This is a genomic window from Polaromonas sp. JS666, from assembly GCF_900103405.1.
Taxonomy (GTDB): domain Bacteria; phylum Pseudomonadota; class Gammaproteobacteria; order Burkholderiales; family Burkholderiaceae_C; genus Polaromonas.
In genome coordinates this window covers 1-13,117 of record NZ_FNHX01000015.1, presented here as the reverse complement: position 1 = coordinate 13,117, position 13,117 = coordinate 1, and the positions used below count along the sequence as shown (strand labels likewise).

Annotated in this window: 13 protein-coding genes; 10 read left to right on the top strand and 3 right to left on the bottom strand. The window is 59.8% G+C overall.

Annotation, left to right across the window (positions count from 1 at the left end):
* Window positions 1-7: 7 nt before the first annotated feature.
* The gene (gene rpmH, locus BLQ85_RS22380; protein WP_007862708.1) at window positions 8-142 is read right to left on the bottom strand and encodes a 50S ribosomal protein L34; all 135 of its coding nucleotides are present in this window, start codon (window positions 140-142) and stop codon (window positions 8-10) included.
* 414 nt (window positions 143-556) lie between these two features.
* Between rpmH and dnaA the strand changes: the two genes are divergently transcribed.
* The 6 genes from dnaA (at window position 557) to BLQ85_RS22350 (ending at window position 8,334) form a co-directional block, all read left to right on the top strand.
* On the top strand, window positions 557-1,951 hold the full coding sequence (gene dnaA, locus BLQ85_RS22375; RefSeq protein ID WP_074580176.1) for a chromosomal replication initiator protein DnaA: 1,395 nt from the start codon (window positions 557-559) through the stop codon (window positions 1,949-1,951).
* 308 nt (window positions 1,952-2,259) lie between these two features.
* Window positions 2,260-3,366, top strand: coding sequence for a DNA polymerase III subunit beta (gene dnaN / locus BLQ85_RS22370; protein ID WP_074580175.1), 1,107 nt, complete (start codon window positions 2,260-2,262; stop codon window positions 3,364-3,366).
* Window positions 3,367-3,514: 148 nt separating this feature from the next.
* Complete coding sequence (gene gyrB / locus BLQ85_RS22365) at window positions 3,515-6,142, top strand: DNA topoisomerase (ATP-hydrolyzing) subunit B (RefSeq protein WP_074580174.1); 2,628 nt, start codon at window positions 3,515-3,517, stop codon at window positions 6,140-6,142.
* A 28-nt stretch (window positions 6,143-6,170) separates the two neighbouring features.
* Window positions 6,171-6,452, top strand: coding sequence for a DUF3297 family protein (locus tag BLQ85_RS22360; protein ID WP_074580173.1), 282 nt, complete (start codon window positions 6,171-6,173; stop codon window positions 6,450-6,452).
* Between the two features lie 129 nt (window positions 6,453-6,581).
* Complete coding sequence (locus tag BLQ85_RS22355; protein WP_074580172.1) at window positions 6,582-7,211, top strand: 3'-5' exonuclease; 630 nt, start codon at window positions 6,582-6,584, stop codon at window positions 7,209-7,211.
* Between the two features lie 139 nt (window positions 7,212-7,350).
* Entirely contained in the window at window positions 7,351-8,334 is a 984-nt protein-coding gene (locus BLQ85_RS22350) for an HNH endonuclease (protein WP_074580171.1), read from the top strand.
* Window positions 8,335-8,382: 48 nt separating this feature from the next.
* Here the strand turns inward: BLQ85_RS22350 and BLQ85_RS22345 are convergent, their stop codons facing one another.
* Window positions 8,383-8,739 (bottom strand): hypothetical protein, encoded by a 357-nt coding sequence (locus tag BLQ85_RS22345; protein ID WP_074580170.1) that lies wholly within the window; start codon window positions 8,737-8,739, stop codon window positions 8,383-8,385.
* A gap of 246 nt (window positions 8,740-8,985) precedes the next feature.
* Between BLQ85_RS22345 and BLQ85_RS22340 the strand changes: the two genes are divergently transcribed.
* The 3 genes from BLQ85_RS22340 to BLQ85_RS22330 all read left to right on the top strand — a co-directional run bounded on the left by BLQ85_RS22340 (window position 8,986) and on the right by BLQ85_RS22330 (window position 10,975).
* Complete coding sequence (locus tag BLQ85_RS22340; RefSeq protein WP_371327334.1) at window positions 8,986-9,255, top strand: hypothetical protein; 270 nt, start codon at window positions 8,986-8,988, stop codon at window positions 9,253-9,255.
* Between the two features lie 184 nt (window positions 9,256-9,439).
* Window positions 9,440-9,658, top strand: a complete 219-nt coding sequence (locus BLQ85_RS22335) for a hypothetical protein (protein WP_074580234.1) — start codon at window positions 9,440-9,442, stop codon at window positions 9,656-9,658.
* Between the two features lie 108 nt (window positions 9,659-9,766).
* Entirely contained in the window at window positions 9,767-10,975 is a 1,209-nt protein-coding gene (locus tag BLQ85_RS22330; protein ID WP_074580169.1) for a Fic family protein, read from the top strand.
* Window positions 10,976-10,985: 10 nt separating this feature from the next.
* Here the strand turns inward: BLQ85_RS22330 and BLQ85_RS22325 are convergent, their stop codons facing one another.
* Entirely contained in the window at window positions 10,986-11,813 is an 828-nt protein-coding gene (locus BLQ85_RS22325) for an alpha/beta hydrolase (protein WP_074580168.1), read from the bottom strand.
* A 99-nt stretch (window positions 11,814-11,912) separates the two neighbouring features.
* Between BLQ85_RS22325 and BLQ85_RS22320 the strand changes: the two genes are divergently transcribed.
* Window positions 11,913-12,755, top strand: a complete 843-nt coding sequence (locus BLQ85_RS22320) for an inositol oxygenase family protein (protein ID WP_074580167.1) — start codon at window positions 11,913-11,915, stop codon at window positions 12,753-12,755.
* The last annotated feature ends 362 nt before the right edge of the window (window positions 12,756-13,117 follow it).

The window sequence follows — 13,117 nt, the reverse complement described above, 5'->3', positions numbered from 1 at the left end:
GACAGGCTTAGACAGCCAGGCGTTTGCGGCCCTTGGCGCGGCGCGCGGCGATCACTGCGCGGCCGCCGCGCGTTTTCATGCGCGTCAGAAAGCCGTGCGTGCGGGCGCGTTTGACTTTGGAAGGTTGGTATGTGCGTTTCATGATAAGTCCTACTAGCCGGTCAGCTACAAAGCTTCCCCTGGGCGATTCGAATGATCTTGGTGGCCGTACAACACAACCAACTCTGCAAGTCTGCAAACAGGCGAAAACCCGCTGCGAATCAGGGAAACCCATGATTATCGCAGATTTCCCAACGCTGGCAACAAGTTAGCCCACTCATTGGCGGTAAAGGCTGAGAAGCGCCCGGCCACCTGCCCAACCACTTCCCGGGCGCCGCCGCGAGGCCGCCAGAACCCATCCGGACGGCCCGAAAATAGGTTGAAACACTGAGCATTTATTTTGTGGATAACTCCCCGCCCGGACTACAATTGCCGGTGCTCAAAATTAACAATATCCACAAGCAGCGACACGCCGCCCGGCCCCTTCTGCCAGGCCGGCAACCCGGCAAAAACCAGCATGAGTGAGGCATCCGTCCAAAACCTGAGCCAGGGCTTGTGGCAAAGCTGCGTCGACCATTTGGCGCAGGAATTGCCCGAGCAGCAGTTCAACACCTGGATCCGTCCGCTGGTGGTTGACGTTGCGGCCGACCTCTCCAAAGTCACCGTTCTGGTGGGCAACCGCTTCAAACTGGACTGGGTGCGTGCCCAGTATGCCGGCCGTATTTCGGCCCTGCTCGAGAAAATTTCCGGCCAGGCCATAGCCCTTGAGTTAGCGCTTGCTCCTCGCGAAGCGCCCGTCAAATCGAATTCCTTGATCCGCAGCTTTGAAGGCTCGAATATCCCCGAGCCCGTCGGCCTGGGCGTTCCCGAAGAAGCCGCCGGCGCGCCTTTCAAAAACCGGCTCAACAGCGCGCTGACCTTCGACACCCTGATTGAAGGCACGGCCAACCGCATGGGCCGGGCTGCCGCCCTACATGTATCCAGCAGCCTGGGCCAGCTTTACAACCCGCTTTTTATCTACGGCGGCGTCGGTCTGGGCAAGACCCATTTGATGCACGCCATCGGCAACAAACTGCTGGTGGACAACCCCGCGGCCAAAGTTCTCTACATCCATGCTGAACAATTTGTTTCAGATGTGGTTAAAGCTTACCAGCGCAAGACTTTTGATGAATTCAAGGAGCGGTACCACTCCCTGGATTTGCTGCTGATCGACGACGTCCAGTTCTTCGCCAACAAGGACCGCACCCAGGAAGAGTTTTTCAACGCTTTTGAGGCCTTGCTGACCAAAAAGTCGCACATCGTGATGACCAGCGACACTTACCCCAAGGGTTTGACGGACATCCACGAACGCCTGGTCTCGCGCTTTGATTCCGGCCTCACGGTCGCCATCGAGCCGCCAGAACTCGAAATGCGCGTGGCCATCCTGATCCGTAAGGCCGAGGCCGAAGGCGCCTCCATGCCCGAGGAGGTCGCCTTCTTTGTCGCCAAGAACGTGCGCTCCAACGTGCGCGAGCTCGAAGGCGCGCTGCGCAAGATCCTGGCCTATTCGCGCTTCAACCTCAAGGAAATCTCCATCCAGCTGGCCCGGGAGGCCTTGCGCGACCTGCTTTCCATCCAGAACCGGCAGATCAGCGTCGAGAACATCCAGAAGACCGTCGCCGACTATTACAAGATCAAGGTCGCCGACATGTATTCCAAGAAGCGGCCCGCCAGCATTGCCCGGCCGCGCCAGATCGCCATGTATTTGGCCAAGGAACTGACCCAGAAGAGCCTGCCCGAGATCGGCGAGCTCTTCGGCGGGCGCGACCACACCACGGTGCTGCACGCGGTGCGCAAGATGTCCGCGGAGCGCCAGCAGATGACCGAACTCAACCAGCAGCTGCATGTGCTGGAACAGACCCTGAAAGGCTGAAAGCACTCTCTATATGGGAAATGAATCCTTTAGCGCTCAGTTTTTGGGGCCCAATCCCCGGCTCAAAGGCCTTCACAACAAGTTTGGGGACAACTTTTGAACAACCCATGGTTTATCCACAGAAGCAGATGACAATCGAAAGTTGTTCATATCCGGCAGTGAGCTTCCACGGCATCTGGGCACATGGTTAAACAAACGCCAAGTGGTTGATCAAAAAGGGGAAAATGGCACTATCCACAGATGGGCTCCCCCCTTATCTACTACTACTAATTTGAATTAAAGAATTAAAGATATATACAGAGGAAGTCATGATCGTTCTGAAAGCAACCCAGGATAAAGTTTTGTCGGTACTGCAATCGGTCGCCGGCATCGTGGAGCGCAGGCACACCTTGCCGATTCTGGCCAACGTGCTGATCCGCAAAACCGGCGCACAGGTGCAGCTGACCACCAGCGATCTTGAGATCCAGATCCGCACCACGGCCGAGCTCGACGGCGACAGCGGCAACTTCACCACCACCGTGGGTGCCCGCAAGCTCATCGACATCCTGCGTTCCATGCCCAGCGACCAGACCGTCTCGCTCGAGTCCTCGCAGAACAAGCTGATCCTCAAGGGCGGCAAAAGCCGCTTCACGCTGCAAACCCTGCCCGCCGAAGACTTCCCCCTGGTCCAGGAAGCCGCCAACTTCGGCCCCGGCTTCTCGGTGCCGCAAAAAGTGCTCAAGGAGCTGCTCAACCAGGTCTCCTTCGCCATGGCCGTGCACGACATCCGTTACTACCTCAACGGCATCCTGTTTGTCGCTGAAGGCAAGCAGCTGAGCCTGGTCGCCACCGACGGCCACCGCCTAGCCTTCTCCTCGGCCATGCTCGATGTTGAAGTGCCCAAGCAGGAAGTGATCCTGCCGCGCAAGACCGTGCTCGAAATGCAGCGCCTGCTCAGCGACAAGGAAGGCGCCATCGAGATGCAGTTCGCTGGCAACCAGGCCAAGTTCAGCTTTGAAGGCATGGAGTTCGTCACCAAGCTGGTCGAAGGCAAGTTCCCCGACTACAACCGCGTGATCCCCAAGAACCACAAAAACATCATCACCCTGGGCCGCGTGCCCCTGCTGGCCAGCCTGCAGCGCACCGCCATCCTGACCAGCGAGAAGTTCAAGGGCGTGCGCCTGAACATCGAGCCCGGCACCCTGCGCGTGGCCTCCAACAATGCCGAGCAGGAAGAAGCCGTCGACGAGCTCGACATCGACTACGGCGGCGACGCCATCGAGATCGGCTTCAACGTGACCTACCTGATAGACGCGCTGGCCAATATGGACCAGGACATGGTCAAGATCGAACTGGCCGATTCCAACAGCTCCGCGCTGCTGACCATCCCCGACGATTCGGCCTTCAAATACGTGGTGATGCCCATGCGCATCTAGCGCGCTGAACATACGCCAACACCCATCAGACCCGCGACCCTACGCGGGTTTGGTCATTCAAGAGATTGAAGAAATCGAAGCAATTCGAAAAGAGATCGCGAAACAGCTCACGAAATAGCTCGTGAAAAGATCGGAAAAGAAGCCGGATATGACTGAAGAAAACAAAGTGAACGAAGCCGAACAGGTGCATGTGTCCGAAGGCGCGGCCACCGAGGAAAGCTCCAATTTCCAGCCCAAAATCGACACCAACCAGGCCGGCGCGTCCGAAGCCTATGGTGAAGGCTCCATCCAGATCCTCGAAGGCCTGGAAGCCGTGCGCAAGCGCCCCGGCATGTACATCGGCGACACCTCCGACGGCACCGGCCTGCACCACCTGGTCTTCGAGGTGGTCGACAACTCCATCGACGAAGCCCTGGCCGGCCACTGCGACGACATCGTCGTCACCATCCACACCGACAACTCCGTCAGCGTCACCGACAACGGCCGCGGCATCCCCACCGGCATCAAGATGGACGACAAGCACGAGCCCAAACGCTCGGCCGCTGAAATCGCCCTGACCGAGCTGCACGCCGGCGGCAAGTTCAACCAGAACAGCTACAAGGTCTCCGGCGGCTTGCACGGCGTGGGCGTGAGCTGCGTCAACGCACTCAGCAAGATGCTGCGCCTGACCATCCGCCGCGACGGCAAGGTCCATGTCATGGAGTTCTCGCGCGGCTTTGTGCAGAACCGCATCGTCGAGACCGTCGACGGCGTCGAAGTCTCGCCGATGAAGGTGATGGACGACACCGACAAACGCGGCACCGAAGTCCACTTCTTGCCCGACACCGAGATCTTCAAAGAGAACAATGACTTCCACTATGAAATCCTCAGCAAGCGTCTGCGCGAACTGAGCTTCCTCAACAACGGCGTGCGCATTCGCCTCAAAGACGAGCGCACCGGCAAGGAAGACGACTTCGCCGGCGCCGGCGGCGTCAAGGGTTTTGTCGAGTTCATCAACAAGGGCAAGACCGTCCTGCACCCCAACGTCTTCGCCGCCATGGGCGACCGCCAGAGCGACCAGGGCACTAACATCGGCGTTGAAGTCGCCATGCAGTGGAACAGCGGCTACAGCGAGCAGGTGCTGTGCTTCACCAACAACATTCCCCAGCGTGACGGCGGAACCCACCTGACAGGCCTGCGCGCCGCCATGACCCGCGTCATCAACAAATACATCGACGACAGCGAGCTCGCCAAAAAAGCCAAAGTTGAAGTCACCGGCGACGACATGCGCGAAGGCCTGTGCTGCGTGCTCAGCGTCAAGGTGCCTGAGCCCAAGTTCAGCAGCCAGACCAAGGACAAACTGGTTTCCAGCGAAGTGCGCGGCCCGGTCGAAGACATCGTGAGCCGTTTGCTGCACGACTACCTGCAGGAGCGCCCCAACGACGCCAAAATCATCGTCGGCAAGATCATTGAAGCCGCCCGTGCCCGCGAAGCCGCGCGCAAGGCCCGCGACATGACACGCCGCAAAGGTGTGCTCGACGGCATGGGCCTGCCCGGCAAGCTGGCCGACTGCCAGGAAAAAGACCCCGCCATGTGCGAGATCTACCTGGTCGAGGGTGACTCCGCCGGCGGCTCCGCCAAGCAGGGCCGCGACCGTAAATTCCAGGCCATCCTGCCGCTGCGCGGCAAGATCCTCAACGTCGAAAAAGCCCGCTATGAAAAGCTGCTGACCAGCAACGAAATTTTGACGCTGATCACCGCCCTGGGCACCGGCATAGGCAAGGCCGGCGGCGTGGGTGGCACGGCCGGCACCGACGACTTCAACGTCGCCAAGCTGCGCTACCACCGCATCATCATCATGACCGACGCCGACGTTGACGGCGCCCACATTCGCACCCTGCTGCTGACCTTCTTCTACCGCCAGATGCCCGAGCTCGTCGAGCGCGGCCACATCTACATCGCCCAGCCGCCGCTCTACAAAGTCAAGGCCGGCAAGGAAGAGCAGTACCTCAAGGACACCGCGGCCCTGGACGGCTTTTTGCTGCGCATTGCGCTCAAGGATGCCAGCGTGCAGGTCGGCCCCGACGAAAAATCCATACTCACCGGCGACACCCTGGCCGAGCTCGCGCGTAAGCACCAGCTGGCCGAGTCCGTCATTGCCCGCCTGCGCGGCTTTATGGATGCCGAGGCCCTGCGTGCGATTGCCGACGGCGTGAGCCTGAACCTGGACACCGTGGCCGATGCGGAAGTGTCAGCCGTGGCCCTGCAGGCCAAGCTGCGCGAACTCAACACCACCGGCACCCCCGCCGAAGTGGCCGGCGAGTTCGACACCCGCAACGACAAACCGATCCTGCGCATCAGCCGCCGCCACCACGGCAACGTCAAGAGCAGCGTCATCACACAAGACTTTGTGCACGGCGCCGACTACGCCACCCTGGCTGAAGCGGCCGCCACCTTCAGGGGCCTGATCAGCAGCGAAGGCGCCAAGGTCATGCGCGGCGAAGGCGAACGCCAGAAGGAAGAAAGAATCAGCGACTTCCGCCAGGCCATGGCCTGGTTGATCGGCCAGGCCGAAAACGCCACCGCCCGCCAGCGCTACAAAGGCCTGGGCGAGATGAACCCCGCCCAGTTGTGGGAAACCACCATGGACCCGACCGTGCGCCGCCTGCTCAAAGTGCAGATCGACGACGCCATCGAAGCCGACCGCGTCTTCACCATGCTGATGGGCGACGAAGTCGAGCCGCGCCGCGAGTTCATCGAGCAGAATGCCTTGCGCGCCGCGAATATCGACGTTTGATACACGACCAACCCAGCTTTCTGATTCCATGACCGAAGAAACCACGACCACCACGGCTACTGCAGCAGCAACAACAGAACGCCCGGCGCTGCCCGACCACCTCTCCACCGACGAGCGCAGCCCGCATTTCGTCAGGGCCATCTTTGAGCACGACGTAGGCATACGCTTTAACGACAAGGAACGTTTTGACGTCGCCGAGTACTGCATCAGCGAAGGCTGGATCAAGGTTCCCGTCGGCAATAAGGTGGACCGCAAGGGCAACCCGCTGATGATCAAGCTCAAGGGCAAGGTGGAGTCGTTTTACAAATAGGCCACTGCTTGGCCCGGGCCGGTGCAAGCATGACAAACCTGGCCACGATCAACACCATGAAAGTGAACCTCCCGCAGGTGATCTTCATGGTGTTTTTCTTTGCGTGAACAACGACAGCAACAACAAACCATGAGCTGCATTGCCGTCATCGACTTCGAAACCACAGGCCTGTCACCGGCCATGGGCGACCGCGCGACCGAAATCGCCATCGTGCTGGTCGATCAAGCCAGCGGCAAAGTCGTGGACCGCTTCCAGAGCCTCATGAATGCCGGCCGCTACATCCCGTCCTTTATCGAAAGCCTGACAGGCATCAGCAACGCCATGGTCGCCGCCGCGCCCGCGGCCGATACCGTGATGAGGGAGGCCAGCCGTTTTGTCGGCAGCGCCCCCATGGTGGCCCACAACGCGTCTTTTGACCGCCGCTTCTGGGAAGCCGAACTCAGCCTGGCAGGGGAGAAGACAACAACAATGACAAGCCAGCCCTTTGCCTGCACCATGCTGGTCGCCAGAAGGCTGTACCCCCAGGCCCCCAGCCACAAATTAGGCGTGCTGATCGACTACCACCGCCTCCCCAAAGCCGGCCGCGCCCACCGGGCCATGGCCGATGCCGAGATGGCGGCTTCCTTGTTGGGGCAGATCCAGGATGACTTGCGCAGCCGGCATCGGGTGGCCAAGCCTGACCATGGTTTGTTGCTGGCGCTGCAGCGTTGTGCCAAGCCGGGGGTGGTGGCGTTGATGGCTAAGTTCGCAGAAGCGTGAAAGTGGTGCTCTTGGGGCTTCTGATCGCTTGTGGGTTTGTATAGCTGTGGATACCATGGACTAATCTGCTCTTATTGAGTCGCTTCAAGAGCAGGAGGGTCAGCGTAGCTGGCGTCCAAATCGGGATGGCGGGAATAAATTGCGTTACTGGTGGGTAAATCAAAATCAGACCTACCGCCAAGAAGTAGAGGGCGGCTATCTCTGGTCGCCTAAACGCAAAGCAAACCAAGCTCGAAATCCTTTCTACGATTTCATGCGCGAGGTATCTCCTGGCGATGTGATCTTCTCTTTTGCTGGGACCGTGATTGCCGCCATTGGTATTGCGACATCCAATGCGCAGGAGTCGCCTAAGCCGGCCGAGTTCGGAACCACCGGTACATATTGGGAAAAGGTTGGTTGGCGAGTCAACGTATCGTTCGTCGAGCTGCGTTCGCGGGTTCGGCCTTCCGATCACATGAGTGTGCTGGCTCCCTTGCTTCAAAAGGTTTACGCACCACTGCGCCCAGACGGCATAGGCATGCAAGGTGTTTACCTAACCTATTTGCCGGATGCCTTTGCTGCCGCGCTTGTTAACCTTCTTGGGGCTGAAGCGCGAACTTTGGTTATGGGGTTCCGGGCGACCGAACCTGCTCCAGTCCAGCCATCTGTTATTCAGATCCAGTGGGAAGAGTATTTAATTGCCCAGGTTCAAAGCAACAGCAAGATAACCGAGACAGAGAAAGAAACTGTTGTGATGGCGCGCCGTGGTCAAGGTCTTTTTAAACAACGTGTGATGCAGTTGGAGAGAGCGTGCCGGATAACTGGAGTCACAAAAGAAGCTCATTTGCGAGCCAGCCATTGCAAACCTTGGCGCGATTCCTCTAATGAAGAGCGGTTGGACGGCGAGAATGGGCTGTTACTTACGCCAACAATGGACCATCTCTTTGATCAGGGGTTTATTGGGTTCGAGGGGAACGGAGATTTGATAATTTCTCCTGTAGCTCATCTAGAGTCACTGACACGCATGGGTCTATCGCCGAGTGAAAAGAGGAACGTGGGGACTTTTTCTTCTGGCCAGCGAAGTTACTTGGAATATCACCGTGATGAAGTCTTACTTCGCTCGAAATTCTTCCCTCATAAGTAAGACGCGTCATCTGTTCTAAGAGTTGGGAAGAAAAAGCTCCATTTTTGCTCACCCGAGAATTGGGAGCTTTTCAGCGTGCTCTTGACTCAATTCTTTGTAGCGTCGTGCCCACTGCACCAAATCGTCGAATAGGTTCATTACCTGAACCGTGACAAATAGGGAAAGTCCAAAGCCAATGAGCACGTCTCTTTTCGTAGCAACTTCAATGCTATTAAGAAGAAAGAATGCGTACCAGAAAGAGTAGCAAAGAATAAGTACATCTACGACGACGAAAAGGAGTTTCTTATTCATCAGTCGGTTTACGGTCTGCTTATGTGGCTCTAGTTTTGTCTTAAGAATAAAGCCGGCAATTTCACGTACAACCCATAGTGTGAGTACACCAGCAATGCTTATAGAAATTTCCATGGCAACGATCTCCGTTAGCTTGTTTTAGATTTTCCGATCATCCTTTAAGTCTCTCATGTGGTCTAGGGAGATGATGGGCACAAGATTGAGGCCATGTTCTGGGATGAGGCGGCCGGGGGCTGAGCTGCCTGCTTCGCCTTCTCCTCGCCTTGTCGTGCGGGGGCACAGGGCTTCGTCTGACAGGGGCGGGCTGTGGGGGTTTCCAGAATGGGTTGATCAACCACCCTTCACAAGGAGACGTGCATCATGGCCATGAAACCAGGCAAACCCAATGTCCAGCGCAGTGTGGGCATCACCGGCACGGATGCCGACCCGACCGTAGCGCAGGACAACAACCCCAGCCCCAAGGCCGCCCCGTCAGGCCACGGCGGCAAGGTCGAGAATGACTTCAACCAGGTAGGCGAACAAAAGCCCACCCAGCGCAACGAAGGCCAGCGCACGGCCAACAGCCGCAGCGACCGTGAGTCGCATGTGGGCGGCAGCAACCAGCTGCAGTCGCGCCGCGGCAGGGCCTAACCGGCCCCGCCAGCCAGGCAGGCAGGCAAGTAAAGACGCAGGCCGCCGGGCCGCGCCGGACGGGGCTTGGCGCAAATTGATACATAGCGCAACACGGCAGACGCACGGCGCTAAGCCTGGCGGCGCAGCATCGAGGCTTGTTGTTTTTATCGTTGCTGATGTTGCTATGACCGGAGTGCCTGCCATGAAGAAGCTTGCCGACTTTTTGTTCCGCCCGCGTTATTTGCGCGCGATTCCCTCGCTGGTGGTGCTGACCACCGCCATGGCCTGGGGTGTGGCGCCTGACCCGGACGTGATGGACACCATGCAGAAAGCGGAAAAACGCGCGGGTGTGAGCCTGGCGCTTAACCATGCGGCTGTGGGCAGCAGCCCTGATGACACGGTGCAGGACAAGCCCGCTTAAAGCCAGGCGGGTGGATGCCGGCGATGGCGAGCGTGCTGAAGTCGCAAACAAAGTCGCAAAAATACTCGCAGAAATTGCGAAAAATCCTTTATTGTCATAGACTTAGGAATGACCACCAAGTCGCAAAAATTCCAGCTCTATGACGATCCCGCGCAGATGGAGCCCCTGCTTCCGGGGGAGCACCAGCTCGCGCCGCTGCTGGAACAGGCCCATGACCTGCAAAAAGAGGCACGCAGCTTGGCAGGCCAAGGTTCGCCGGCCGATCTTCGCCAGTTGCTGCGGGCCATGAACTCCTACTACAGCAACAAGATAGAAGGGCAGCACACGCTGCCGTTTGAAATCGAGAGCGCCTTGCGCAATGACTATTCGCGTGACGCGGACAAGGCGCGGCGGCAACGCCTGGCGCTGGCGCACATGGAAACCGAGCGCGCCATTGAGACCGGCTGGAGCGGCTGGTCGGGCCAGCAAGTGTGGTCCGCGCAAATGGTGAAGGACATTCACCAGGATTTGTTCGCCCGCCTACCCGACGCCGACCGGGTGCTGCCCGAAGGCGATGTATTGATGCCGGGCGCGCTACGCGACCGGGAGGTCAGTGTGGGCGTGCATGCGGCGCCGGCCCATGCGGCCATTGGCGCCATGCTGGCGCGATGGGGCGGTTTTTATGGCGGTGTGCGGCGCGGCGAGCTGCAGATTGTCGCGATCGCCGCCTCGCATCACCGTTTGGCCTGGGTCCACCCGTTTCGGGACGGCAACGGCCGCGTGGCGCGGCTGCACACGCACCTTGCCCTGGGTGCGCAGGGGCTGACCAACGGCTTGTGGTCGCCCTTGCGCGGTTTTGCGCGCAGCCACGAGGCCTATTACGCCCACCTGGCCGCGGCCGATGAGCCGCGCGCAGGCGCGCTCGATGGGCGCGGCAACCTGTCGGAGCGGGCGCTGATGGCCTGGATTGGCTATGTGCTGGCCCTGTGCCTGGACCAGGTGCGCTTTATGGCGGGCCTGCTGGACATGGCAGGGATGAAGGACCGCATTGCGGCCTGTCTGGCCTTCGAGGAAAGCGTGGTGAGGCAGGGGGTGCGCAGTGAGGCCCTGCGGGCTTTGCACTATTTGCTGCTCACGCAAGCCGAACTGGAGCGAAGCGAGTTCAAGGCTTTGCTGGGGCTTGGTGAACGCCTTGCCACGGCCCAGGTCACGGCCTTGCTCAAGCGCGGCCTGCTGGCCACCGACTCACCGCATGGCAAGCTGCGTTTTGGGGTGCCGCAGCATGCCTTGCGGTTTTATTTCCCCAACCTGTGGCCGGAGGCTGAGGCCACCACTTAGAGAGCGCCGCTTAGGGCTTGGCCGCAATCACCCAGCGAGTGATCCGGCCGACCACATCGGCCTCCAGCCCGTTAAAGCCGTGGTAGGCCATGGCCTCGCAGGGGTCGCCGCGGTTTTGGCCGCCGCTGATGCTGATGAGTTCGGCTTTGGGTGTCTTGCCCAGTTTTTCCATCATGGCTGGTATCTCGCTGTAGGGGCAGACCTTGCAGCCGTCGTTTTCGTGGTGCACCACGAGCACGGGGACGGCGAGTTTTTCTAGCGGCATTTTGGGCACGGCGCGGCCCTTGGGGTCCAGCAGGATGCTGGATGTCAGCACCAGGCCGTCGGGGCCGCCCTGGGCGGGCGTGGCCTCGGTGGCGATGTAGGCGGCCGACTGGGTGCCGCGGCTGGTACCGACCAGCCACACGGGGGCCGGTGATTGCTGTTTGAGCCAGGCAATGGCGGCCAGCACATCGGCGCGGTGCTCGGGCATTTGCCGGTTGCCCGAGAGATAGGGTGGCGACTGTTTGTCGGAGGGCGCGTCAATGACGGCGACGGCCAGGCCGGCGTCGGCAAACAGCTGGCGCGTGCGCACGAGGAAGTTGCCCTCGCCCCTGCCAAAGCTTCCCGCCTCATTGATCTGCAAGCCGCCGTGGCCGCCGGCCATCAGGATGACGGAGGCCTTGGGTGCGCCCGAGGGCGCGATGTAGACAAAGCGCTGGGTGACGCCGGGTCGGGTGGGGATGTCGACCACACGCGGTGCGGCGCTTTGCGCAAAAGCCGGCTGGCCGGCCAGGACGGTGCACAGGCCCAGCAACAGGCCGGCAGCAAGTGTGCGCAAGAGGGTTGTGCGTGGCATAGGCGCTTTCGGTGCACGGGGGTGCGGCCCAATATAGCCGCTGCGGCCCGGCGCGCCAGCGGGTTTGCACGCAGTGGCGGCGCTTTCTACAATCGGCTGATGATGAACGCCGCCACACCCCACGCCGCCAGCCCCGCTTTACAACAAACCGCCCTGCTGGCCAGCGAGCCCGAGCGTGCCGCCTACCGCGACTACGACCAGCCCGGCATGGACAGGGTGCGCAACTTCTACCGCAACAACCACCAGCATCAGACGCTGGATTTTGTGCGGGCCAAGAAGGCCCAGTGGCTGGGTTTTGGGCAGCGCGAGATGACACCCTGGGCGGCGCTGGAATTCCTCAACACCCTGGTCGACGAATCCGACCCCGACATCGAACTGCCGCAGATCAGCCACCTGCTGCAGACCGCTGAAGCCATACGCGCCGACGGCCACCCCGACTGGTTTGTGCTGACGGGTTTTATCCACGACCTGGGCAAGGTGTTGTGCCTGTTCGGTGAACCGCAATGGGCGGTGGTGGGCGACACCTTCCCGGTGGGCTGCCGTTTCTCGGAGCGCATTGTGTACCCCGAATACTTCGCGCTGAACCCCGACAGCAGCGATGCCCGCTACAACAGCGAGAACGGCATCTACACGCCCGGCTGCGGGCTGGACGCGGTGCACATGTCATGGGGCCATGACGAATATTTGTACCAGCTCATGAAGCCGTATTTGCCGCTGCCGGCGCTGTACATGATCCGCTACCACTCGTTTTATGCGTGGCATAGGGAAGGGGAGTATGGGCACCTCACCGATGCGCAGGACAGGGCGCACCTGGCGTGGGTGCAGAGGTTTAATCCCTACGACCTGTATTCCAAGAATGAGCGGCCGCCGGTTCTTGCGGAGTTGAAGCCTTATTACGACGAGCTCATGGCTAAATATTTGCCGGCGCAGTTGAGGTTGTAGTTTGCTTCCAGCAGGGTGGACTCTGCTGAGGTTTGCTGGCCGGGGGTAGCCCGGCAGCTACTCACTTTTCTTTTGCTTCGCCAAAAGAAAAGTAAGCAAAAGAAAAGGCGACCCTGGTGTCTGCGTCCCCTGCGCTTCGCTCCGGGGCAACCTGCGGTGCTCGGTTCAGGCGGGGTCTCGCTAAACTCGCTACGTTTCACTTCGCTCAAACAACGCGATCCCTTATCCGCCTGAACCTCCGCTCCTCGGCGCATACACAAGGGGGTGGGAAAAAAATACCAATACCTAAAACCACAAGGACACGCCATGGCGTGTCCTTGTTTGTATTTGGAGTTCGGTTGTTTGGTATTTCGGACTTCCCC

Coding starts and splice junctions, on each gene's coding strand:
- rpmH (WP_007862708.1), bottom strand. CDS start 142: ATGAAACGCACATACCAACCTTCCAAAGTCAAACGCGCCCGCACGCAC.
- dnaA (WP_074580176.1), top strand. CDS start 557: ATGAGTGAGGCATCCGTCCAAAACCTGAGCCAGGGCTTGTGGCAAAGC.
- dnaN (WP_074580175.1), top strand. CDS start 2,260: ATGATCGTTCTGAAAGCAACCCAGGATAAAGTTTTGTCGGTACTGCAA.
- gyrB (WP_074580174.1), top strand. CDS start 3,515: ATGACTGAAGAAAACAAAGTGAACGAAGCCGAACAGGTGCATGTGTCC.
- BLQ85_RS22360 (WP_074580173.1), top strand. CDS start 6,171: ATGACCGAAGAAACCACGACCACCACGGCTACTGCAGCAGCAACAACA.
- BLQ85_RS22355 (WP_074580172.1), top strand. CDS start 6,582: ATGAGCTGCATTGCCGTCATCGACTTCGAAACCACAGGCCTGTCACCG.
- BLQ85_RS22345 (WP_074580170.1), bottom strand. CDS start 8,739: ATGGAAATTTCTATAAGCATTGCTGGTGTACTCACACTATGGGTTGTA.
- BLQ85_RS22340 (WP_371327334.1), top strand. CDS start 8,986: ATGGCCATGAAACCAGGCAAACCCAATGTCCAGCGCAGTGTGGGCATC.
- BLQ85_RS22335 (WP_074580234.1), top strand. CDS start 9,440: ATGAAGAAGCTTGCCGACTTTTTGTTCCGCCCGCGTTATTTGCGCGCG.
- BLQ85_RS22330 (WP_074580169.1), top strand. CDS start 9,767: ATGACCACCAAGTCGCAAAAATTCCAGCTCTATGACGATCCCGCGCAG.
- BLQ85_RS22325 (WP_074580168.1), bottom strand. CDS start 11,813: ATGCCACGCACAACCCTCTTGCGCACACTTGCTGCCGGCCTGTTGCTG.
- BLQ85_RS22320 (WP_074580167.1), top strand. CDS start 11,913: ATGATGAACGCCGCCACACCCCACGCCGCCAGCCCCGCTTTACAACAA.